Raw genomic sequence first — 21,901 nt, forward strand, 5'->3', positions numbered from 1 at the left:
ACGGGCCCTTTCTTACTTCGCGAAGGCTGGGCTGCGCAGCAGCCGCACGGGGAGACTGTTGATCCCCCAGGTGAAGTTGGACGAGTTGAAGGTGGCGGGACCGGTCAGTTCGAACCCGTCCAGTACGGCGAGCATCTCGGTGAGCAGGGCGCCGAGTTCGAAGCGGGCGAGGCGGGCGCCGAGGCAGAGGTGGCGGCCGTGGCCGAAGGCGACGTGCCGGTTGGGGCGGCGGTCGACCCGGAAGGAGTGCGGGTCGGCGAAGACATCCTCGTCCCGGTTGGCCGAGACGTTCCACAGCGTGACGCGGGCGCCGGCGGCGATGGGCGTCCCGGCGATCTCGGTGTCGTGGGCGGCGGTGCGCAGGGCGTGCACCCCGGGTGTGGTCCAGCGCAGGATCTCCTCGACCGCGGGGGCGATGCCGTCCGGGCCGAGGCGGCGCAGCAGCCGCCACTGGTCGGGGTGTTCGGCGAACATGTGGACCGCGCCGGCCGCCGAGTAGCGGGTGGTCTCGTTGGCGCCGGAGAGGACGCCGTTGAGGTTGAAGACGATCTCGTGGTCGCTGAGCGGCCGTTCGCTGCCGTCGCCCTCGTCCACGAGGGTGTCGTGGGCGATCTGGCTGACCAGGTCCTCGCCGGGGCGGGCCCGGCGCTCGGCGAGCAGCTCGATGAAGTAGAGGAAGATCTCCGAGTGGGCGTTGCTGCGCACCGCCTCGTCCGGGGAGTCGAAGGCGTCGGTGGTCAGGGCGCCGATCCAGGCCCAGTCGGCGCGCGGGATGCCCAGGATGGCGCACACCACCCGGTTGGGCAGCTGTTTGGCCAGGTCGATGAAGTCCAGTTCGTCGGCTTCGGCGGCCTCGGTGACCAGGTCGGCGACGACCTGCTCGACGAGGGCTTCCAGGCGCGGCATCTGCTGGGGTCCGAAGGCCTGGCCCAGGGCCCGCTTGAGGCGGGTGTGGTGCGGGACGTCGGAGACGATGAGCATGCGCTGGGCGACGGCGGCGACGGCTGCCGGGTCGCTGCCCAGGCGCATCCCGCGGCCCGAGGTGAAGGTGTCGCTGTCGGCGTACACCTTCATGATGTCGCGGTGCCGGCTCAGCGCCCAGAAGCCGCCGTCGTCGCTGCCGGGCTCGGGGTGCCAGTGGACCGGCGAGTTGGCGCGCAGCCAGGTGAACGTCGGCCAGAAGTCGTTGCGGCCGAAGGGGCCCGGGTCGAGCAGGTCGATCTCCATCTCAGGCTCCTCGCAGGCTGAGCGGGCGGATGTCGGGCCAGTGGGCGTCGACGAAGGCGGCGCATTCGTCCTCGGTGCCGTCGAAGCCGGCCGGCGTCCAGCCGTCGGGCGTCTCGCGCGTGGCGGGGTACAGCGCGTACTGCCCCTCGTGGTTCACGAGGACCTGGTGGGTGGTGGGCACGGTGTCCTCCGGGCTCGGGCCGATGGGTTGCGGGCGGGCTGTCAGGCGGTCGCGGTCGGGGCGAGGGATGCTCCCTCGCCGCGCAGCAGGGCGCTCAGGTGGTCCAGTACGGGCTCGGGGCGGCGCAGTACGGCGTGGTGGCCGCCGGTGGTGGTGTGCCGGGTGAAGCCGCCGGTGGTGACCGCGGCCCAGCCGTCGAGGTCGGCCGCGCTGACGGTCTCGTCGCCGTCGGCGCCCCAGGCGTGCACGGGTACGGAGAGGCGGACGCCGGGCCGGTGGACGTAGCTGAGGGACAGCTGGGCGTCCTTGCGGAGCATGGCGACCATCAGCGCCCGGGTGTCCTCGTCGAGCAGCTCGGGATCGAGGCCGGCGGTGTCGAAGAGCTTGTCCAGCTCCTCCCCGTCGTCGACGATGCCGCGGCCGGCTCCGGTCCAGTGGCCGGGGGCCCGGCAGCCGCTGACCACCAGGGCGCGCGGGGTGACGCGGCGGGAGACCTCGTAGCCGAGGAGGCCGCCGAAGCTGTGGCCGAAGACGATCAGCGGCCGGCTCCCGACGGTGGACACCAGTTCGGCCGCGATGGCGTCGACGGCCTCGTCGAAGGTGTCCGGCATGGGCTCCCGCCAGCGGTTCTCCCGGCCCGGCAGCTGTACGCCGTACACCTGCGCGGTGCCCTCCAGCGCGGGCTGCCAGGCGCGGAACTGCTGGCAGCCGGCCCCGGCGGGGGGCAGGCACAGCAGCACGGGCAGGGCCGGGTCGGCGGGGTCCGCCGTCCAGGTGGAGATCCAGGTGCCCATGGCCTACGCCCCCTCGGCGGCGTCGGCCGCGCCGGTGGCGGGCGCGGCCTGCTCGGCGGCGAGCCGGTCGATCTCGGCGGCCACGTCGGCGACCGTCGGCCGGGCCAGCAGCGCGCCGAGGCCGACGCGCAGACCGGTGGTGCGGCGCAGCTCCGACACCACGCGGGCGGCGGCCAGGGAGTGGCCGCCCAGGTCGAAGAAGTCCGCGTCGGGGCCGGGGACCTCGGTGGCGAGCACCTCGGCCCACACGGCCATCACGGTGCGCTCGCTGGGGCTCACCGGGCCGCCCCCGGACGTGCCGGGCGCGGCGCCCTCCGGCTCGGCCAGGGCCCGGGCGAGTGCCGCGCGGTCGGCCTTGCCGGTGGTCAGGGTCGGGATCCGGTCCAGTACGCGCACCGTGGCGGGTACCGCGGCCGCGGGCAGCTGCTTGCGGCAGCGCTCCACGACCCGGGTGGCGAGTCCGGCCGGGTCGTCGACGCCGGGCGCCGCGACGACGGCGAGGCCGAGGGTCTGGCCCGGGGGCAGCGGGCAGCAGGCGGCGGCCACGACCTCGGGGAGTTCGGCGGCGACGCGTTCCACCTCGCCGAGTTCGATGCGGTGGCCGCGGATCTTCACCTGGTCGTCCCGGCGCCCCCGGTACTCCAGTTCGCCCCCGTCGCGGCGGATCACCACGTCGCCGGTGCGGTACATGCGGGTGCCGCCGCCCTGGAACGGGTCGGGCAGGAAGCGGCTCGCGGTGAGTCCGGGGCGGCCGCGGTAGCCGCGGGCGACGGCGGGCCCGCCGAGGTAGAGCTCGCCCTCGGTGCCCGCGGGCACCGGCCGCAGTTCCTCGTCCAGCACGTACGCCCGGTAGCCGGGCAGCGGTCGTCCGATGGTGGTCACGTCGTCCCCTCGTCGGCTGTCGGCCCAGGTGGCGGCGATGGTCACCTCCGTCGGCCCGTACACGTTGAGCAGCCTGCGGCCGTCGGCGAACCGCTCGGCGAGTGCGGCCGGGCAGGCCTCCCCCGCGACGACGACGACCTCGGCGGAGTCGAGTCCCGCGCCGTGGGCGGCGAGCAGCGACGGGGTGAGGGAGACCGTGCGCAGTCCGGCGGGGAGCGGTTCGCGGCCCTCCGCGGCGGCCTGCCGCAGTCCGTCGAGGGAGAGGTCGGTGAGGGCCACCCCCTGGCCGTGGACGAGGTAGAGCAGGGTGCACCAGAGCCAGCCGTCGAAGGCGGGCGAGACGGCGTTGAGTCCGAGTCCGCCGGGGGGCAGGCCGAGCCCGGCGAGGGCCTCGACGAAGGTGTCCAGGCCGCGGTAGGTGACCTCGACGCCCTTGGGGCGGCCGGTGGTTCCGGAGGTGTAGATGAGGTAGGCGCAGGTGTCGGCGGCGGGCAGGGTCACGCCGAGGGCCCCCGGGGCGCCGCGGCGGACCTCACGGGGGGTCAGCAGGAGGGTCCCGCCGGTCTCCAGGCCGGCGGGCACACCGGTGGCGACCAGGACGGCGGCCCCGGCGTCGCGCAGGACGCCGCCGAGCCGCTCCACCGGGTGGCCGGGGTCGAGCGGTACGGCGGTCCCGCCCAGGCTCCAGACGGCGAGCAGGGCGGGCACGCTCTCGCGGGAGCGGCCCAGCAGGAGCCCGACCGTGCTCTCCGGGCCGACTCCGGCGCGGGCGAGGGCGGCGGCGTACCGGGCGGTGCGGGCGGTGAGCGCCGCGTAGGTGAGGTTGCCGTCCACGGCCTTGACCGCGGTCTCGTTCGGCTGTTCGCGGGTCCACCGTTCCAGGCGGGCGAACAGCGGCGGGAGCCCGCCCGGGGTGTCCGCCCCGGCCGGCCCGGCGTGGGGCTCGGTCATCCGTCGTTCCTCTCGGTGTCCGCGGGGCGGGCGGCCTCGGTGGCGCGCAGCCGCGGGCCGACCACCTGGCCGCCCTCGCCCTGCGGGAGCTGCATCGACTTGGTCTCCAGGAAGGACTCCAGTCCGGCCGTGCCGCACTCGCGTCCGATCCCGGACTGCTTGAACCCGCCGAACGGCGCGGCCGGGTTGAACTGGCCGCCGTTGACGTCGACCAGGCCGGAGCGGAAGCGGCGTGCGACCCGCTGGGCGCGGGCGTCGTCGCCGGACCAGACCGCGCCGTGCAGGCCGTAGCGGGTGCCGTTGACGATCCGGACGGCCTGCTCCTCGTCGTCGTAGGGGATGACGGACAGCACCGGCCCGAAGATCTCCTCCTGGGCGATGGTGGTGAGCGGATCGACGTCGGCGAAGACCGTCGGCCGGACGTAGTAGCCGGTGTCCAGGCCGGCGGGCCGGTCGGGGCCGCCGTGGACCAGGCGGGCTCCGCCCTCCTCGGCGCCGCGCCGGATGTATCCGGTGACGCGGGCGTGCGCGGCCGCGGACACCAGCGGGCCGAGGTCGGTCGCGGGATCGCGCGGATCGCCGGTGACGTAGCCGTCCATGGCCCGGACGGCGAGCTCCACCGCCTCGTCCTGGCGCTCGCGCGGCACCAGCAGCCTGCTCCACTGCAGGCAGGTCTGGCCGGTGTTGAAGAGCATCTGGTCGACGGTGGCGGCGACGGCCGGGGCCAGGTCGGCGTCGTCGAGGACGAGGCTGGCGTTCTTGCCGCCCAGTTCGAGGTGGACGCGCTTGATCCGGTCGGCGCCGAGCGCGGAGACCTCGCGCCCGGCCCGGGTGGAGCCGGTCAGGGAGACCACGTCGACCAGCGGGTGGGTGATCAGTGCCGTGCCGACGGTGTCGCCGGTGCCGACGACCATGTTGAAGACGCCGGGGGGCAGGTCGGCCTCGGCGATCGCCTCGGCGAGCAGCCGGGCGTGCAGCGGGGTGATCTCGCTCGGTTTGTGCACGACGGTGCAGCCGGCGGCCAGCGCCGGGAGGATCTTCTGCACGGTGAGCAGCAGCGGGGTGTTCCAGGGGGTGATGCAGGCGGCCACGCCGGCGGCCTCGCGCACGACGAGCGAGTGGCCCACCCGCTCCTCGAAGGCGTAGGAGGCGGCGGTCTCGACGCAGTGCGCGGCCATGCCGAGGGAGAGTCCGACATGGGTGTGGCGGGCCATCCGGGCGGGCGCCCCGACCTCGGCGGTGATGACCTCGGCGAAGCGGTCGGCCCGTACCTCCATGGCCTGGACGACCCGGCGCAGCAGGGCGGCCCGCTCGCGCAGCGGGGTGGCCGCCCAGCCGTCGAAGGCCGCGGCGGCGGCGCGGGCCGCGAGGTCGGCGTCCCGGGCGGTGCCGGCGGGGACGGTGGCCAGGGGGCGCTCGGTGGCGGGGTCGGTCACGACGAGGCGGCCGTCGGCCTCGGAGGCGACCCAGGCACCCCCGATCCACTGGTCGGTGTGGCGGGGCGGCAGGGCCGCGTCGGATTCGCCGCCGGGCGGTCTGGAGTCCTGCGGCACGGGCGGCACGGTCAGCACGGTCACGGTGGGGTCCTCACTCGGTCACGGATTTCACGGGCTCGCTGAACAGCTGTGTCGGTCACAGGTCACGGGGGCGCAGTGTCACGGGGGCGCAGTGTTTACGGGGGCGCAGTGTTCACGGGGCGTACGGTCACGGTCGCGGGCCGGCTCGTCAGGCGGTCGCGATACCGGTCACGGTCACGGTCGCGGTCGCGGTCGCGCGGTCACGCGGTCGCGGGGTCGGCGGTGCGGGCCAGCAGGCCCGGCGCCCGGCTGTCGGGCCTGGCCCTGCGCACGGGGCGGGCCAGGGCGGGAGTGCGGACCTCGACGCTCCATGGGGGTGTTCCGGGCTGGCGCCCGGCGGGCCGCAGCGCGCGGACCGTGGCGGGTGCGCCGCCGACGGACGCCGGGGCGGGCGCGGCCGCACGGGCGGCGGCCGGGATCAGGGCGCGCAGCAGCCGCTGGGTCTCCTGGCCCGGGGCCACGGCCAGTTCGTCGCGCATCCGGCGCGCGCACAGCTCGTACCAGCGGCGTACGCAGGCCAGTTCGCCGCGCCGGCCGTGCGCGGCCATCAGCGCCCGGTAGGTCTCCTCGTGGTGGCGGTCGATCTCCAGCGTGCGCTTGCAGAGCTCGATCAGTTCCACGAAGTCCTCGCGGTCCTCGGCGTCGGTGCGCAGCACGCCCAGGGCCCGCAGGACCAGCGCCCTGAGGTACTCGCGCTGTTCGACGACCCAGTCGGCGCTCTCGCCGCGCAGGAACTCACCCCCGTAGAGGGCGATGGCCGCCCGCAGTCGGGTCCTGGCCAGGGCGGTGTCGCCCGCGGTGGCGGCCCGCAGGCCGGTGTGCACGAGCTCCTGGAAGCGGTCCAGGTCGGACCACAGGCCGGTGACGTGCAGGACGTAGCCGAAGTCGCGGTAGACCAGCTGGATCCCGGAGTCGCCGGGGCGGTCGGGGTGGGCGTCGAGCACCCGGCGCAGGGCGTGGGCGGCGACCTTGAGCGAGCTGCCCGCGGTGCTGTCGGCGCCGGGCCACAGCGACTCGTAGAGCCGGTCGCGGGTCAGCATCTGGCCGCGGTGGACCACGAGGTACTGGAAGAGGCCGCGGGCCTTGCCGGCCCGCCAGCGCCGTACGGGGGTGCCGTTCACGGTCAGCTCGAAATCGCCCAGGAAGCGGACGCGTACCGCCGGCCCCGCTGTCTCGGTCGCTGCGGTGGTCATCGCGTCCTCCCGGTCGTGTCGTCCGCCCTGCCGCTGTGCCTGCGAAGAGTCTGTTCGTAGGGCCTATATCGGGCCTACAACGGCCGGATCTTTGCGGTGTAGGGCGGTGATAGGGCGTTTTTCGACACTGATGAGCACGACCACCCGTACCGCCGACTCCGAAATGAGGGCTGTTTCATGACCAGCACCGACACCCGGCTTCAGAAGGTCGTCATCCTGGGAGGCGGCACGGCCGGCTGGATGACGGCCGCGTATCTCGGCAAGGCGCTGCAGGGAACGGTCGACATCACCGTGCTCGAGGCGCCGACGATCCCGCGCATCGGCGTCGGCGAGGCCACCGTGCCCAACCTGCAGCGTTCCTTCTTCGACTACCTGGGGATCGCCGAGGACGAGTGGATGCGGGAGTGCAACGCCAGCTTCAAGATGGCCGTGCGCTTCGTGAACTGGCGGACCGACGGACAGGGCGAGTCGACGGCCCGCGAGCTGCCGGGCGGCGGGCCGGACCACTTCTACCACCCGTTCGGGCTGCTTCCCGACTACGACCAGACGCCCCTGTCGCACTACTGGTTCAAGCGCAAGTACGAGGGCCGCACCACCGAGCCGTTCGACTACGCCTGCTTCCGCGAGCCCCCCGTGATGGACGCGATGAAGGCGCCGCGCTGGCTCGACGGCCGGCCGGCCACCCGGTACGCCTGGCACTTCGACGCCCAGCTGGTGGCCGACTTCCTGCGCCGGTTCGCCACCGAGAAGCAGGGCGTGAACCACGTACAGGACGAGATGGTCCGGGTCGAGCAGGACTCCCGCGGCTACGTGACGACGCTGCACACCAAGGGCGGACTGGCCCTGGACGCCGACCTGTTCGTGGACTGCTCGGGCTTCCGCGGGCTGCTGATCAACCAGGCGATGCAGGAACCGTTCATCGACATGAGCGACCACCTGCTGTGCGACAGCGCGGTGGCCACGGCCGTCCCGCACGACGACGAGGCGAACGGGGTCGAGCCCTACACCTCGGCGATCGCCATGTCCTCGGGCTGGGCCTGGAAGATCCCCATGCTGGGGCGCTTCGGCACCGGCTACGTGTACTCCAGCACGTTCGCCGACCAGGACACCGCCACCCGCGAGTTCGCCGACATGTGGGGCCTGGACGTCGACTCGACGAAGTTCAACCACATCCGCTTCCGGGTCGGCCGCAACCGCCGCGCGTGGGTGAAGAATGTCGTCAGCATCGGCCTGTCGTCCTGCTTCCTGGAGCCGCTGGAGTCGACCGGCATCTACTTCATCACGGCCGCGATCTACCAGCTGGCGAAGCACTTCCCGGACAAGACCTTCAACAAGGGTCTGATCGACAGCTTCAACAACGAGATCGAGGTGATGTTCGACGACACCCGCGACTTCATCCAGGCGCACTTCTTCTACGCGCCGCGCAACGACACGCCGTTCTGGCAGGCCAACAAGAAGCTGGTCCTCCCCGACAACATCAAGCAGAAGATCTCCGCCTACAAGGCCGGCCTGCCCATCAACTCCCCGATCACCGACGAGTCCACGTACTACGGCAACTTCGAGGCGGAGTTCCGCAACTTCTGGACCAACGGCAGCTACTACTGCATCTTCGCCGGCCTCGGTCTGGAGCCGGACGCCCCGCTGCCCACCCTCGCGCACCGGCCCGAGTCGGTGGCCGGCGCCGAGCCCCTCTTCGACACCGTCAAGCGCCAGCAGCAGAACCTGCTGGAGACCCTCCCCAGCGCGTACGACTACCTGCGCCAACTCCACGGCGCGTAAGGCCCTCCGCCCCTGTGGCCCGGCAGCACGGCACTTCGCCGGCTGCCGGGCCGCAGTCGCTTCCAGCCACCTCAGGAGTCAGACATGCCCCACCGCTCCGCGCCCCATCCCGCCGCGCCGGACGATTCGGCAAGAGACCGCCGCGCGGACCTCCGGCCCTTCATGGCCGCCTTCCCCACCGGGGTGTCCATCGTCACCACCCTGGACCAGGACGCCGTTCCCCACGGCCTGACCTGCAGTTCCGTTGCGAGCGTCGCACTGGACCCGCCCACCGTCGTGGTGTGCGTACGGTCGGCGAGCCCGACGCTCGCGGTGGTCCTCGGCCAGGGTGCCTTCGCCCTGAACCTGCTGCACGAACGCGCCCGCGGTGCCTCCGACCTGTTCGCCTCCGGCGCAGCCGACCGCTTCGACCGCGTCGAGTGGCGGCTGCCGCTGGGCGCCGGCGGACCGCACCTGACCGCGGACGCCCACGCCGTAGCGGACTGCGCCGTGGTCAGGACCCTCGGCTTCGGGGACCACACGGCCGTGTTCGCCGAGGTCCACCGGGTGACCCTGCGGGAGGATCCGCAGCCCCTGCTGTACGGCCTGCGCCGCTACGCCCGGTGGTCGGACGCGGCCGCGGCCCCGCCGCCGGCCGCCCTCCTCGACCCGTCCGCCGCGCTGCGCCCCGGCGCCCCCGAAGGAGGCACCCGTGTCGTCCGCTGATCCGCTGCCCGCCCTGCTGGTCGCCGTCCCGGCGGTGATCCTCGCCTGCCAGGTGGGAGCCGCCGTCTGCCGCCGGTTCGGCCAGCCCCCGGTGGTGGGCGAGATCGCCACCGGCATCCTGCTGGGCCCGTCGCTGCTGGGCTGGATCTGGCCACAGGCCCAGCACGCGCTGTTCCCGGCGTCCGTCCTGCCGTACACCTCGGTGCTCGGGCAACTCGGCCTGCTCGCCTTCATGTTCCTGGTCGGGCTGGAGCTCGACCTGAAGAACCTGCGCGGCCACACCCGGGTCGCGGTCGCGGTGAGTCAGGCCGGGATGCTCCTGCCGCTGGCCCTCGGCGCGCTCCTCGCCGTCACGATGTACGGCGACTTCGCCCCGGACGGCGTGGACCGGACACCGTTCATCCTGTTCATGGCGGTGGCCATGAGCATCACGGCCTTCCCCGTCCTGGCCCGGATCCTCATCGACCGGGGCCTGTACGGGACGCCGCTCGGGGCGCTCGCCATGGCCTGCGCGGCCGTCGACGACGTGGTCGCATGGTGCCTGCTGGCGCTGGTGGTGGCCCTCTCCTCGGCCGGTTCCCCGGTGGAGGCGGCCACCACGGCCGGGCTCGCCGTCGCGTTCACGCTCTTCATGCTGTACGCCGTACGGCCGCTGCTGGCCCGCTGGGCGGCCCGCGCCGACCGGGCCGGCGACGCGGTGGTCCTGGTGACGCTCTTCAGCGGGCTGAGCCTGTCCGCGCTGGCCACCGACCGGATCGGCGTGCACGCGCTGTTCGGGGCGTTCCTCTTCGGTGTGATCACCCCGCGCACCGGGGGGCGCATCGAGGTCGCCGCGGCCCGGCTGCGCGCCTTCACGGTGCCCGTGCTGCTGCCGCTGTTCTTCGTGCACACCGGCCTGCGCACCGACATCGGCGGGCTGACGGCCTCGCCCGAGCTGTGGCTCTGGACGGCCGCCGTCCTGGCGGTGGCCTTCCTCGGCAAGTGGGGCGGCGCCACGGGCGCGGCACGCGCCTGCGGAAGACCCTGGCGGGAGGCCCTCTCGATCGGCGCCCTGATGAACTGCCGGGGGCTGACGGAGCTGGTGGTACTCAACGTCGGTCTGGAACTCGGCGTCATCGGGCCGCAGTTGTTCACCATACTGGTGCTGATGGCACTGGTGACGACAGCGATCACCAGCCCGGCGCTGACCCGGCTGCGCGCCAAGGAGGCGCGCTCTGCGGACGAGGCACCGGCCGCACCCGAGAACGCGCTCGCCCGCCCCTGACGGCCGACCCCGGCCGGCGGATGCCCGACGACTTTCAGGCGCCCGCCGGCCGTTGCCGTCCGATCGGCAGATCCCGGGCGTAACTGATCGCGGGACGGCCGTCCAGCACCGTTTCCCCCACCGGCAGGAACCCCGTGCGCTGCAGGACCGTGCGCGATCCGGTGTTGTCGACGGCCGCCGCGGCGCGCAGGGTCCGCAGCCCGTACGTGTCCGCGGCGAGCACCAGGACCTGCCGGACCGCGCTGGTGGCCAGGCCCCGGCCGGCCGCCGTCTGCGCCACGCGGAAGCCCAGTTCGGCGGAGCCGTCCTCGACGTCGATCAGGTTGACCCGCCCCAGGACCTCCCCGTCGCCGCCGATGATCAGGTGGAGGTGGTCACGGCCGGCGGCCTGCCCGGCGAGGAGTTCACCGTGCCGGGCGTCGAAGTCGGCGAAGTAGGCGTCTCCGCGGTCGGGCACCGACGCGGCGAAGTAGGCACGGTTGGCCTGTTCGAACGCGAGGAGGGCGGGGGCGTGTTCGGCTCGGAGCCGCTGGAGTTCGGTCATCGGGGCATCGTAGGCGCGTCGGCGGCCTGCGCGCCCGCTTCACCGCTGCGGCGCGCTCTCGGTCGGTACGCACAGCACGGGGATCGGCGAGAGGTGCAGGAGCTTGTGCGGGGTGGAGCCGAGCAGGGCGCCGCGCAGGGGGCTGTCGCCCCAGCTGCCGACGATGATGACCCGCGCGCCGTGGCGCGCCGCGGCGTCCAGCAGCGCCTGGGCGGGCTTCTCGTCCGCCACCTCGACCGTCGACGGCACACCGGCGGCGTCCGCCTCCTCGACGGCGTGCGCGAGGGCGCTGCGGCCCGCCTGGCGGACGGCTTCGCGGTGGGCGCGGGACTCCTCGCCGGTGGGGCCCGGGGCGGCCGCCCCGTAGACGAGGACGAGGGGTTCGCCGAAGGCGGTGGCCACCTCCAGAGCGACCTGGAGGGCCCGCTCGGCGCCGGGTGATTCGTCGTAACCGAGGACCACTGACATCGCCGGGCCGCCTATCGCTTCCTGGTGTGGACGAGGGCGGGGTCGACGACTCCTCGCCGCTCCTGCCAGAACCGGCCGTCCCGTACCCGCCAGAACAGCATGACGAGCACGCCGACGACGGCGATGGCGAGCCCGATGACGAGCGGCGGGCCGAGGCCGAACCAGGAGACTCCGCTGGCCGAGTTCGCCGGGTCGGACATGTCGCCGATCGACTCCACCAGGAGCCAGATCAGCAGGCCGGCGCCGATCACCGGGCCGATCCCGATGAGCAGCAGGTTGTGGGGGCTCTCCAGCAGGTGGCGCCGGTAGTAGACGGCGCAGGCCAGGCCGGTGAGCGCGTAGTAGAAGGCGATGAGCAGGGACAGCGCGGTGAGCGAGTCCAGGAGGGCGTTCTCGCTGATCTGGTTGACGATCAGGTACCAGCCGATGGCGATGCCGGCCACCCACCAGGTGCTCACGTCCGGGGTCCTGAACCTCGGGTGGATGTGGGCGAGGTGTGGGGGCAGGGCGTGCCGGCGGGCCATGGACAGGGCGGTCCGCGAGGCGGGGATGATCGTGGTCTGCGTCGAGGCGAGCGCGGAGGTGCAGACGGCGAGGAGCACCACCCAGTCCCAGCCGCCCATGACCTCGTGGGCGAGCACGGCGAAGATGGCCTCCTCCTCGGCGGCGTTCTCGGCGAGGAAGACGGTGCCCGCGTAGCCGACGACCGCGATGCACACCGACAGGTAGGTGACCAGGAGGATGACCGTCGACCAGATGCCGGCCTTGCCGGGCGCCGTCGCGGAGTTCTCGACCTCCTCGGTGAGGTTGACCGCGGACTCCCAGCCCCAGTACATGAACACGCCGAGCAGCAGTCCGCCGGTGAGGGCGGCGCCGCCGGCGCCGAAGGGGTTGAGCCAGCCGATGCTCGGCTCGATCTCCTCCAGGCTGCTGGTGCCGGCGTAGATGCGGTAGAGGGCGACCACCGCGAACGTGAGGAGGAAGAAGACCTGGGCGAGGATGAGGATGTCCTGGAGGTGGGCCGACAGCTCGGTGCCGATGACACAGATCGCGGTCATGGCCAGGATCACGGCGACGGTCAGGCCCTGCCGGATCCAGGCGTTCGCGGCCCAGTCGTCCAGTCCGAAGGCGAGCAGTCCGAAGTTGACGGCGACGTCGGCGAGCGAGCCGATGACGAGCACGCCGGTCATGGCGATCGCCCAGCCGCCGAGCCAGCCCGCCCACGGGCCCATGGCCCGGGTCACCCAGGAGAACGTCGTCCCGCAGTCCTGGTCCACCTTGTTCAGGTAGTAGAAGGCGGCGGCGATCATCAGCATCGGCACGAAGGAGGCCAGGATGACGCCGGGCGCGTAGATCCCTACCAGGGCCACGATCGGCCCGAGGACGGCGGCCAGGGAGTAGGCGGGCGAGGTCGAGTTCAGGCCGATGACGAGCGCGTCGAGGAACCCGATCGCGTTGGGCTTGAGCCCCGCTTCCCGGGTGGGCGTCCCGGCGCCGTCACCCGCACCTTCATGGCTCATGTACGCATGTTCACGCAGGCGGCCCCGGCGCGCGAGGCGAGAGCGCCCGTCTCAGGGGCGGGTGTTCCAGCCCGCGATCACCGGGAGGCCGTGTTCCGTCGAGAGGGTGCTGACGGTGCCCGTGCGCAGCAGGAAGAGCCGTCCGTGCTCGGGCTCCAGGCGCAGGTAGCGGGCGGTCAGGACGCGCAGGAAGTGGCCGTGGGCGACGAGCACCACGTCGCCGTCGTCCGCGCGGAGCACGGGGGCCACCCGGGCCAGGACCCGGTCCGCGCGTACGCCCACCTGGGCGGAGCTCTCGCCGGGGTGCTCGGCGTCGCCGGGCGGGACGCCGTGGGTCCACAGGGACCAGTCGGGCGTGGCCTTGTGGATCTCCGCGGTGGTGATGCCCTCGTAGCCGCCGTAGTCCCACTCGTACAGGTCGGAGTCGGTGCCGGCGCCCGGGAGCCCGGCCAGCTCGGCGGTGGCCACGGCCCGGCGCAGCGGGCTGGTCAGCACCAGGGCGGGCCGCCGGCCCCGGAAGTAGGGGGCCAGGGAGATGGCCTCCTCGACCCCGCGCGCGGTCAGCGGGATGTCGGTGCGCCCGGTGTGCCGTCCGTCGGCGCTCCAGGCGGTCTCGCCGTGCCTCACCAGCAACAGGTCGCTCACCCTTGGGACCCTATGCCTTCCGGCATGTCGGCGCGGGAGGATCCGGCGGGCGTGTCACTGTCGGGCGTCATGGACGAGGACCGGAGGGCCGCGCGGACGGCCGGTGCGCTGCTCCCGCCGCACATGCCGGCGCTGATGGTCGCGCTGACCGCGGTGACCGGGGTGATCGAGGCGGTCAGCCTGCTCGCGCTCGGGCCCGCCTTCACGGCGATGCAGACCGGGAACGTGCTGTTCCTGGCCTTCGGCGCGGCGCAGGCGGGCAACCTGCCGACGCTCCCCGCCGGGATCTCGCTGGCCGCGTTCGTCCTCGGGGTGGTCTGCGGCTCTCATCTGGAGGCCGTGTCGGAGGCCCGGGGCCGGCGCTGGTTCATCATGGGCCTCCTCGTCGAGGCCGGGCTGCTCCTGGCCGCCGCGGCCGCGGCGTGGGGGCTGGCGCCGCAGTACGGGGCACCGACGCCGCGGCACCTGGCGGTGACGGCGGTTCTGGCGCTGGCGATGGGCCTGCGCAACACCACGATCATGCGGGCGAACGTGCCCGGTGTGCCGACGACACTGGTCACCCGGTCGATGACGGCCTTCCTCGGCGGCTCCGCCATGGGGCGTGTCGCCGTCTACGGGTACCGGACGGCCGGCTGGCGGCTGCGCGGCCTGTCGATCCTCGCCATGTTCGCCGGCGGGTTCGCCGGGGCCCTGCTGATCCGGGCCGGGTGCCCGGTGGGCTGGCTCCTGCTGCCGCCCGCCGCCGCGGTGCTGGTCGTGGGCCTGGTGTACCGGGGGCAGCCCCCGCTGCACACCGGGCCGGCGGGCGGCCGGGATCGATCGCCGTGAACTATGCCGTTGGTAAAGTCCGGGCATGGCGGTGGACGAGCTCGACACCAGAATCCTGCGCCTGCTGATCGAGCAGCCGCGCACCAGCGTCCGTGAGTACGCCCGGATCCTCGGGGTCGCGCGCGGCACCCTCCAGGCCCGGCTGGACCGGCTGGAGCGCACGGGTGTGATCACCGGGACCGGGCCGGTGCTCTCCCCCGCCGCGCTGGGCCATCCGGTGCTGGCCTTCGTGCACATCGAGGTCACCCAGGGCCATCTGGACGACGTGGGCGACGCCCTGGCCGCCGTACCGGAGATCATCGAGGCCTTCTCCATCACGGGTGGCGGGGACCTGCTGACGCGGGTGGCGGCCCGGGACAACGAGCACCTGGAGGACGTGATCCAGCGGCTGATCCGGCTCCCGGGCGTGGTCCGCACCCGGACGGAGGTGGCCCTGCGCGAGCGGGTCCCGCACCGGCTGTTGCCGCTGGTCGAATCCGTGGGCCGCAATGCCCGCAAAACCTGACAGGATCATCGGAACGGGACGCGACAGGCAGGACGGGCACAGCGGATGATTTCCGTCATATTCGATCTCGACGGCACTCTCGTGGACAGCGAGCCGAACTACTACGAGTCCGGGCGCCGCACACTGGAGCGGCACGGCGTCCCCGATTTCACGTGGGAACAGCACTCGCGCTTCATCGGCATCGGCACGCTGGAGACCCTGGAGATCCTCAAGGACCGCTACGGGATCCCGGCCCCCGTCGAGCAGCTGCTCGCCGAGCAGAACGCCGCCTACCTCGAACTCGCGCGCACCCGGACCGAGGTCTTCCCGCAGATGCGGGGGCTCGTCGAGCGGCTGTACGCCGAGGGGGTGCCGATGGCCGTGGCCTCCGGTTCCTCCCGCGAGGCGATCGACGCCGTGCTGGCGGGCACCGGGCTGGACGCGTCGCTGACCACGGTGGTGTCCGCCGAGGAGGTCGCGCGGGGCAAGCCCGCCCCGGACGTGTTCCTGGAGGCGGCCCGCCGGCTGGGCGCCGAGCCGGCCGACTGCGTGGTCGTGGAGGACGCGGCGCCGGGGGCGCGGGCCGCGCACGCCGCGGGCATGGGCTGCGTGGTGGTGCCGTACGCGGCGGACATCGCGGACGACCCGGCCTTCGCGTCCGCCGGGCTCCTCTTCCGGGGCGGGCAGCCGGAGTTCAGCGCGGACGCCGCGTACGCGTGGCTGAGCGCACGCGCGGCGTCGCGGGCCGCGCGCGGGACCGTCTGACGGACCACCGGAACGGTCCTGTCCCGGGAGAGGCGGGTCCCAGGCGGGCGGGTCCGGGCTCCCGTGGGCCCGGGACGGGCGGGTCCGGGCTCCGGTGGCCCCGGGACGGGCGGGCGGGTCCGGGACGGGCTCTGGTGCCCTGCGGGCCCGGCTGTCACCATGCCTGCGTGACCGCGACCCTGCACCCGGGCACCCGCGGCGGCGGCCCGCGCCCGTGGCCCCTGCTCGGCAACCTGCCCGCCTTCGCCCGTGATCCGCTGGCCTTCTTCGAATCCCTGCGCGACGGCCACGGGGACTGGGTGCCCTGGTCCCTCGGCCCGAAGCGCAACATCCTCGTCTCCCTGCCCGAGCACGCCGGTGAACTGCTCGGTGCCGTCGAATCCACCTTCAGGCCGACGGAACTGGGCTGGGCCTTCCACCAGTTGCTCGGCGACGGGGTGGTCGTGGCCACCGGGGACGACTGGCGGCGCAAACGGGCCCTGGTCCAGCCCGCCGTGCGGCCGCGCCAGGTCCGCTCGTACGCCGCGACCATGGTGGAGTGCGCGGACGCGCTGGCCCGCGGCTGGCACGAGGGCGCGCGGATCGACGTGCACCGGGAGATGGCCGGCCTGACCCAGCGGATCGCCGTGCGCACGCTGTTCGGCAGCGACGCCGCGGGCCGGGAGGCGCCCATCAGCGCGGCGATGGCCACGGCGCAGCGCGAACTCGGCGCGGAGTTCCGCGGGCTGACGCTGTTCCTGCCGCCGTGGGTGCGCACCCCCGGCCGGCGCCGCATGCGGGAGGCGGTGGCGGTCCTCGACCGGGAGATCGAGCACGTCATACGGGAGCACGAGGCGGCGTCGGCGGCCGGCGCGGAGCGGGACGACCTGCTGAGCCGGCTGCTCGCGGCGCGCGACGAACACGGCGGCCCGCTGTCCCGCAAGGAGCTGCGGGACGAATCGATCACCCTGTACATCGGCGGGCACGAGACCACCTCGACCACCCTGACCTGGGCCTGGCAGCTGCTGTCGGGGGCGCCGGAGGCGCGGGCCCGGCTGACGGAGGAGCTGGACCGGGTGCTCGGCGGACGCCTGCCGACGTACGACGACTACGCACGGCTGCCGTGGACCCGGCAGGTGGTCAAGGAGACGCTGCGGATCTATCCGCCGATCTGGCTGATCTCGGCGGTGGCCACCGAGGGCGCGACCCTCGGCGGGCGCCCCGTGCCGGCGGGGACGTCGGTGTGGACCAGCCCCTGGTCGGTGCACCGCGACCGGCGGTGGTTCCCGGAGCCGGAGGCCTTCCGCCCCGAGCGGTGGGACGACGACGCCCCGCACCGGGTGCCCGAGCACGCCTGGTTCCCCTTCGGCGGCGGCCCGCGGGCCTGCCTGGGCGCGCGGTTCGCGCTGGTGGAGGCCGCGCTCGTACTGGCCGTCCTGGGGCAGCGGTTCCATCTGGACAGTGGGAGCGAGCGGGCCGGGGTCTTCCCCGGGCTCACCCTTCAGCCCGACCGGCCGGTCCTGGCCACACTGCGCGCGCCCGCCGGAGCCCGGGGGGCGTAACGGCGGGAAGATCCCGCGGCCTCCGCGAGTTGGTAGAACCGTGAACGATCTGATGCGGAGCACGGGCGGCGGGTACGCGGGCACGGACCGGGACAGCGACGGAGCCGTGGACGTGGTGGTCGTCGGGGCCGGGCAGGCGGGCCTGTCCAGCGCGTACCACCTGGCGCGGGCGGGGCTCGACCACGTGGTCCTCGACCACGCGCCGCGCCCGGGCGGCGCCTGGCAGTTCCGCTGGCCCTCGCTCACCTACGGCAGGGTCCACGGCATGCACGCCCTGCCCGGCATGGAGCTGACCGGCGCCGACCCGCTGCGGCCCTCGTCGGAGGTGATCGGGGAGTACTTCGCCGCCTACGAGGACCGCTTCGGCCTGCGGGTACGGCGCCCGGTGGACGTGGCGGCCGTACGCGAGGGGGACGGCGGTCGGCTGCGTGTGGAGACCACGGCCGGTGTCTGGTCGGCACGGGCCCTGATCAATGCCACCGGGACCTGGGACCGCCCCTTCTGGCCGCGCTACCCGGGGCAGGAGACGTTCCGCGGCCGGCAGCTGCACACCGCGAACTACCCGGGACCGCAGGAGTTCGCCGGCCTGCGGGTGATCGTCGTGGGCGGCGGCACGTCGGCGGTCCAGCACCTGCTGGAGATCTCCGAGGTGGCGGCGCGCACCACATGGGTGACGCGGCGGCCCCCGGTCTTCCGCGACGGGGGCTTCGGCGAGGCCGAGGGGCGGGCGGCGGTGGCCCTGGTGGACGAGCGGGTACGCCGGGGGCTCCCGCCGCAGAGCGTGGTCAGCGTGACGGGCCTCCCGCTGAACGAGGCCGTCCGGGCCGGTCTGGCCTCGGGCGTCCTGAACCGCCTGCCCGTGTTCGACCGGATCACCCCCGCCGGCGCCGCCTGGGCCGACGGCAGCCGGGTGGACGCGGACGTCATCCTGTGGGCCACCGGATTCCGCGCGGCCGTCGACCACCTGGCGCCGCTGCGCCTGCGCGAGCCGGGCGGCGGCATCCGCGTCGAGGGGACCCGGGCGGTACGGGACGAGCGGATCCACCTGGTCGGCTACGGCCCGTCGGCATCGACCATCGGCGCCAACCGCGCGGGAGGGGCGGCGGTCCGCGAGATCCGCCGGCTGCTGTCCCGCGACCGGACCGCCACGCCGGTGCTCTGACCGGCGGGCGGCCCTGCTTGCGGGCGGACCTGTGGCCGGGCGACGTCAGCCCGCGCGCGGGCCCGCGTGGGCGGCGCGGTGCTTGTTGAACTCCGCCACGTGCTTCTTGTGCTCCTCGTACGTCGCCGAGAAGCGGGTGTCCCCCGGCTTGACGGTGACGAAGTACAGCCAGTTGCCCGGTGTCGGTGCGACGGCAGCCGCCATCGCCTCCAGGCCCGGATTGTCGATCGGGGTGGGCGGGAGGCCCTGGCGTTCGTACGTGTTGAAGGGGCTGTCGATCCGGGTGTCGCTCAGCGTGGTGTCGACGGTGCTGCGGTTGAGCGCGTAGTTGATGGTGGAGTCCATCTGGAGCGGCATCGACTTCGCCAGCCGGTTGTGCACCACCCGGGCGACCTTGCCCATGTCGGCGCGGTTCTCGGCCTCCGCTTCGATCACGCTGGCCATCGTCGCCGTCTGGTACGGGGTCATCCCGTGGGACCTGCCGCCGTCGGCCACCGCCTTGGTGGCGAGCTTCTCGTGGGCCGTGCGCACCATGTGGGCGAGCAGCGTGGCCGGGGTCGTCTTCGAAGTCACCGGGTAGGTCGCCGGGAAGAGGTACCCCTCAGGGTTCCCCTTGGCCTCTGCGGGCAGTGCCGGGGCCACGGCGAGCGCCGCCGCCTTCGCGGATCCCGGAGGGAGCTTCAGTTCGCGGTCCACCGCGGCGTACACCTGCGAGGCGCGCCAGCCCTCGGGGATCGTCAGGCGGCGCGGCTGCTCCGGCCCGTACCCACCCCGCAGGACCGGGACCAGGACCACCGCGCCGGTCGCGATCAGTATGCCGAGGAAGAGGGCCAGTCGGCCCCGGCGGGTGAGCCGGGATCGGCGCAGGGGCGGCCGGTACGCATGACTCATGCCGGAACGCTAACCCGCATACCATCCTTTTTCCGTCATCCGACCCGTGCGCCGGTCATACGGTCACACATTCACCGGAGCCAGCTGTGCGTCCTCCGGCGGCTCGGGGGCGAGCGCGGCGTCCCGGTCCCGGCGGACCAGGGCCGCGTACCGGCCGTCCGCCTTCAGGAGCTCCTCATGGGTGCCGCGCTCGGCTATGCGCCCCCCGTCGAGGACCACGATCTGGTCGGCGTCGCGCACGGTCGACAGCCGGTGCGCGATGGTGATGGTGGTGCGCCCCGCGGACAGGCGGTCGATGGCCTGCTGGACGGCATGCTCCGTACGGGTGTCGAGGGCACTGGTGGCCTCGTCGAGGATGAGCACCGGAGGGTCCCTCAGGATGGTGCGGGCGATGGCGAGCCGCTGCTTCTCGCCCCCGGAGAAGCGGTAGCCGCGCTCGCCGACCAGGGTGTCGTAGCCGTCGGGCAGGGACGCGATGTGGTCGTGGATCTGGGCGGCGCGGGCCGCCTCGGTGATCTCCTCGTCGGTGGCGTCCGGCTTGGCGAAGCGCAGGTTGTCCGCGACGGAGGCGTGGAAGAGGTAGGTCTCCTGGGAGACCACTCCGATGGAGCGGGCCAGCGAGTCGAAGTCGAGGTCGCGCACGTCCACGCCGTCGATGGCGACCCGTCCGCCGGTGACGTCGTAGAGCCGGGGCACGAGGTAGCTGAGGGTGCTCTTCCCGGAGCCCGTCGGGCCGACCACGGCGAGCGAGCCGCCGGCCGGGACGGTGATGTCGATCCCCGTGAGGGTCGGGCCGTTCTCCGAGTCGTAGGTGAAGTGCACGTCCTCCAGGGCGACCTCGCCCTTGGCGCGGTCCAGGCGGACCGGGTCGGCGCGCTCCGTGATGTCCACCGGCAGGTCGAGGTACTCGAAGATGCGGGCGAACAGCGCGAGCGAGGTCTGGATCTGCACACCGGTCGACAGCAGGCTCACGGCGGGCCGGAAGAGTCCCTGCTGGAGGGTGACGAAGGCGACGAGGGTACCGACGGAGAGGGAGGGGGCGCCGGTCTGGAGGGCGACGCCGGCGGCCCAGTAGATCAGCGCGGGCATGGCGGCCATGACGATGCCGATGGTGGACATGCGCCAGCGCCCGGCCATGCTGGAGCGCACCTCGAGGTCGACGAGCTTCTCGGACTCGGCGGAGAAGGCGGCGGTGAGGGACTCGGAACGGCCCATGGTGCGGCCGAGCAGGATGCCGCTGACCGAGAGCGACTCGGTGACCGTCGCGGCCATGGCGGCCATCTGCTTCTGGCGCTTCGTCGTGATCTTCTTGCGCTCGTGCCCGACCCGCCGGCTGATCCACACGAAGACGGGCAGCAGGAGCAGCGAGACCAGGGTGAGCCGCCAGTCGAGCGCGAGCATGGCGACCACGGTGGCGATGACGGCCGTCAGGTTGGAGACGAGCGAGGTCGCGGTCGAGGTGACGGTGGCCTGCATGCCGCCGATGTCGTTGGCGATGCGGGACTGCACCTCTCCGGTGCGGGTCCGGGTGAAGAAGGCCAGCGGCATCCGCTGGAGCTGCGCGTAGACGGCGGTGCGCAGGTCGTGCATGACGCGCTGGCCCACGGTGGTGGATATCAGGGTCTGCAGTACGCCGAAGACGCTGGTGACGACGGCGGTGAGGATCATGCCGAGCGCGAGCAGGCTCAGCAGTCCGGTGCGGCCCTGCGGGATCGCGACGTCGAGGATCTCCTTGAGCAGGAACGGCGAAGCGACGCCGACCAGCGAGGAGGCGCAGACGAGCAGGCCGACGACAGCCAGCCGGCCGCGGTAGGGCCGGAACAGCGCGACGATCCGGCGCAGCTCCCGGGGCTGCTCCGCCGGGGCGGGCCGGGTCGGATCGAGGGGGTCTTTCGATGGGGTCCACTTCGGTTCGTCGTGTGGCATGGGCGCCCTCTCGGGGGTCGGGGGACAGGAGGCTCCGACGGAGCCGGCACCATAGGAGCATAGGTCATTGTTACCTATGCTCACAATGAACGGGGTCCTGATATCGTTCCCGCATGAGCTCCGCCTCCGACACCGATCGCCTCCTCGCCGAACAGCTCCTGCGTCTGACGCGCAGGCTCCACCGGATCCAGAAGCGCCACATGGAGCCGCTCGGGATCACTCCCGCCCAGAGTCGGCTGCTGCGCCTCGTCTCGCATTACGAGGGCGAGCAGCCGCCCCGGATGGCGGACCTCGCCGCCCGGCTGGAGGTCGTCCCCCGCGCGGTGACCACCCTGGTCGACGGTCTGGAGGCGGCCGGGTGCGTACGGCGCGTGCCCGACCCGGCGAACCGCCGCGTCATCAGGATCGAGCTCACCGACACCGGCCGCGCCACGCTGCGCCGTCTGCGCAACGCGCGGACCGACGCCGCAGAGGAGATCCTGGCTCCGTTGACCGCCGACCAGCGCGAGGTGCTCGGCGGTCTGCTGAACGCCCTGTCGGACGCCCCGGCGGAGCGCACCTGCTGAATGGGCCA

21 protein-coding genes are annotated in these 21,901 nt (G+C 73.4%); 9 read left to right on the top strand and 12 right to left on the bottom strand.

All coding sequences use genetic code 11. The annotated features are described in order from the left end of the window. Positions 1-12 precede the first annotated feature (12 nt). The 6 genes from NRK68_RS04365 to NRK68_RS04390 form a co-directional block, all read right to left on the bottom strand. Positions 13-1,227: a cytochrome P450 gene (locus NRK68_RS04365; RefSeq protein ID WP_257855013.1), complete on the bottom strand. Its 1,215-nt coding sequence runs from the start codon at positions 1,225-1,227 to the stop codon at positions 13-15. A gap of 1 nt (position 1,228) precedes the next feature. Further along, entirely contained in the window at positions 1,229-1,408 is a 180-nt protein-coding gene (locus NRK68_RS04370) for an MbtH family protein (protein WP_030657510.1), read from the bottom strand. A gap of 41 nt (positions 1,409-1,449) precedes the next feature. Beyond that, positions 1,450-2,202 (bottom strand): thioesterase II family protein, encoded by a 753-nt coding sequence (locus NRK68_RS04375; RefSeq protein ID WP_257855014.1) that lies wholly within the window; start codon positions 2,200-2,202, stop codon positions 1,450-1,452. 3 nt (positions 2,203-2,205) lie between these two features. After that, positions 2,206-4,035, bottom strand: a complete 1,830-nt coding sequence (locus NRK68_RS04380; protein WP_183068036.1) for a non-ribosomal peptide synthetase — start codon at positions 4,033-4,035, stop codon at positions 2,206-2,208. Continuing rightward, positions 4,032-5,543 (bottom strand): aldehyde dehydrogenase family protein, encoded by a 1,512-nt coding sequence (locus NRK68_RS04385; RefSeq protein ID WP_257857763.1) that lies wholly within the window; start codon positions 5,541-5,543, stop codon positions 4,032-4,034. Before NRK68_RS04385 ends, NRK68_RS04380 begins: the two co-directional genes overlap by 4 nt. Positions 5,544-5,812: 269 nt before the next feature. Beyond that, positions 5,813-6,805 carry an AfsR/SARP family transcriptional regulator gene (locus NRK68_RS04390; RefSeq protein WP_183068037.1) on the bottom strand — a complete coding sequence of 331 codons (993 nt, stop codon included), beginning with the start codon at positions 6,803-6,805 and terminating at the stop codon, positions 5,813-5,815. A gap of 177 nt (positions 6,806-6,982) precedes the next feature. Here NRK68_RS04390 and NRK68_RS04395 point away from each other — a divergent pair, with 177 nt between their 5' ends. From NRK68_RS04395 to NRK68_RS04405, 3 genes are all read left to right on the top strand, one after another. Further along, positions 6,983-8,584, top strand: a complete 1,602-nt coding sequence (locus tag NRK68_RS04395) for a tryptophan halogenase family protein (RefSeq protein ID WP_183068038.1) — start codon at positions 6,983-6,985, stop codon at positions 8,582-8,584. Between the two features lie 84 nt (positions 8,585-8,668). Continuing rightward, positions 8,669-9,289, top strand: a complete 621-nt coding sequence (locus NRK68_RS04400) for a flavin reductase family protein (RefSeq protein ID WP_183068039.1) — start codon at positions 8,669-8,671, stop codon at positions 9,287-9,289. Next, on the top strand, positions 9,276-10,553 hold the full coding sequence (locus tag NRK68_RS04405; RefSeq protein WP_183068040.1) for a cation:proton antiporter domain-containing protein: 1,278 nt from the start codon (positions 9,276-9,278) through the stop codon (positions 10,551-10,553). Before NRK68_RS04400 ends, NRK68_RS04405 begins: the two co-directional genes overlap by 14 nt. Positions 10,554-10,587: 34 nt before the next feature. Here NRK68_RS04405 and NRK68_RS04410 read toward each other — a convergent pair whose 3' ends face one another. The 4 genes from NRK68_RS04410 to NRK68_RS04425 are packed head-to-tail and all read right to left on the bottom strand — an operon-like array spanning position 10,588 to position 13,730. Next, a complete protein-coding gene (locus tag NRK68_RS04410) occupies positions 10,588-11,097 on the bottom strand; it encodes a GNAT family N-acetyltransferase (RefSeq protein WP_183068041.1) in 510 nt (169 codons plus the stop codon). 39 nt (positions 11,098-11,136) lie between these two features. Then, positions 11,137-11,565 (bottom strand): universal stress protein, encoded by a 429-nt coding sequence (locus NRK68_RS04415; RefSeq protein WP_257855018.1) that lies wholly within the window; start codon positions 11,563-11,565, stop codon positions 11,137-11,139. 11 nt (positions 11,566-11,576) lie between these two features. Then, positions 11,577-13,085, bottom strand: a complete 1,509-nt coding sequence (locus tag NRK68_RS04420; protein WP_257855019.1) for an APC family permease — start codon at positions 13,083-13,085, stop codon at positions 11,577-11,579. Between the two features lie 51 nt (positions 13,086-13,136). Beyond that, positions 13,137-13,730, bottom strand: coding sequence for a histidine phosphatase family protein (locus tag NRK68_RS04425; RefSeq protein ID WP_183068044.1), 594 nt, complete (start codon positions 13,728-13,730; stop codon positions 13,137-13,139). Positions 13,731-13,781: 51 nt separating this feature from the next. Here NRK68_RS04425 and NRK68_RS04430 point away from each other — a divergent pair, with 51 nt between their 5' ends. The 5 genes from NRK68_RS04430 (at position 13,782) to NRK68_RS04450 (ending at position 18,510) form a co-directional block, all read left to right on the top strand. Continuing rightward, on the top strand, positions 13,782-14,558 hold the full coding sequence (locus NRK68_RS04430; RefSeq protein WP_257855022.1) for a YoaK family protein: 777 nt from the start codon (positions 13,782-13,784) through the stop codon (positions 14,556-14,558). A 25-nt stretch (positions 14,559-14,583) separates the two neighbouring features. Beyond that, complete coding sequence (locus tag NRK68_RS04435) at positions 14,584-15,063, top strand: Lrp/AsnC family transcriptional regulator (protein ID WP_030963557.1); 480 nt, start codon at positions 14,584-14,586, stop codon at positions 15,061-15,063. A 45-nt stretch (positions 15,064-15,108) separates the two neighbouring features. Then, the gene (locus NRK68_RS04440) at positions 15,109-15,807 is read left to right on the top strand and encodes an HAD family hydrolase (protein WP_257855025.1); all 699 of its coding nucleotides are present in this window, start codon (positions 15,109-15,111) and stop codon (positions 15,805-15,807) included. 167 nt (positions 15,808-15,974) lie between these two features. Next, positions 15,975-17,348 carry a cytochrome P450 gene (locus NRK68_RS04445; RefSeq protein WP_183068047.1) on the top strand — a complete coding sequence of 458 codons (1,374 nt, stop codon included), beginning with the start codon at positions 15,975-15,977 and terminating at the stop codon, positions 17,346-17,348. Positions 17,349-17,400: 52 nt separating this feature from the next. Beyond that, on the top strand, positions 17,401-18,510 hold the full coding sequence (locus NRK68_RS04450; protein WP_257857764.1) for an FAD-dependent oxidoreductase: 1,110 nt from the start codon (positions 17,401-17,403) through the stop codon (positions 18,508-18,510). Positions 18,511-18,555: 45 nt separating this feature from the next. Here NRK68_RS04450 and mltG read toward each other — a convergent pair whose 3' ends face one another. Beyond that, positions 18,556-19,401 carry an endolytic transglycosylase MltG gene (gene mltG / locus NRK68_RS04455; protein WP_183068048.1) on the bottom strand — a complete coding sequence of 282 codons (846 nt, stop codon included), beginning with the start codon at positions 19,399-19,401 and terminating at the stop codon, positions 18,556-18,558. Between the two features lie 63 nt (positions 19,402-19,464). After that, on the bottom strand, positions 19,465-21,327 hold the full coding sequence (locus NRK68_RS04460; RefSeq protein WP_183068049.1) for an ABC transporter ATP-binding protein: 1,863 nt from the start codon (positions 21,325-21,327) through the stop codon (positions 19,465-19,467). A 113-nt stretch (positions 21,328-21,440) separates the two neighbouring features. Here NRK68_RS04460 and NRK68_RS04465 point away from each other — a divergent pair, with 113 nt between their 5' ends. Next, a complete protein-coding gene (locus NRK68_RS04465; protein ID WP_183068050.1) occupies positions 21,441-21,893 on the top strand; it encodes a MarR family winged helix-turn-helix transcriptional regulator in 453 nt (150 codons plus the stop codon). Positions 21,894-21,901 lie beyond the last annotated feature (8 nt).

The sequence above is a fragment of the Streptomyces yangpuensis genome (genome assembly GCF_024666385.1).
GTDB classification, from domain to species: Bacteria; Actinomycetota; Actinomycetes; order Streptomycetales; family Streptomycetaceae; genus Streptomyces; species Streptomyces yangpuensis.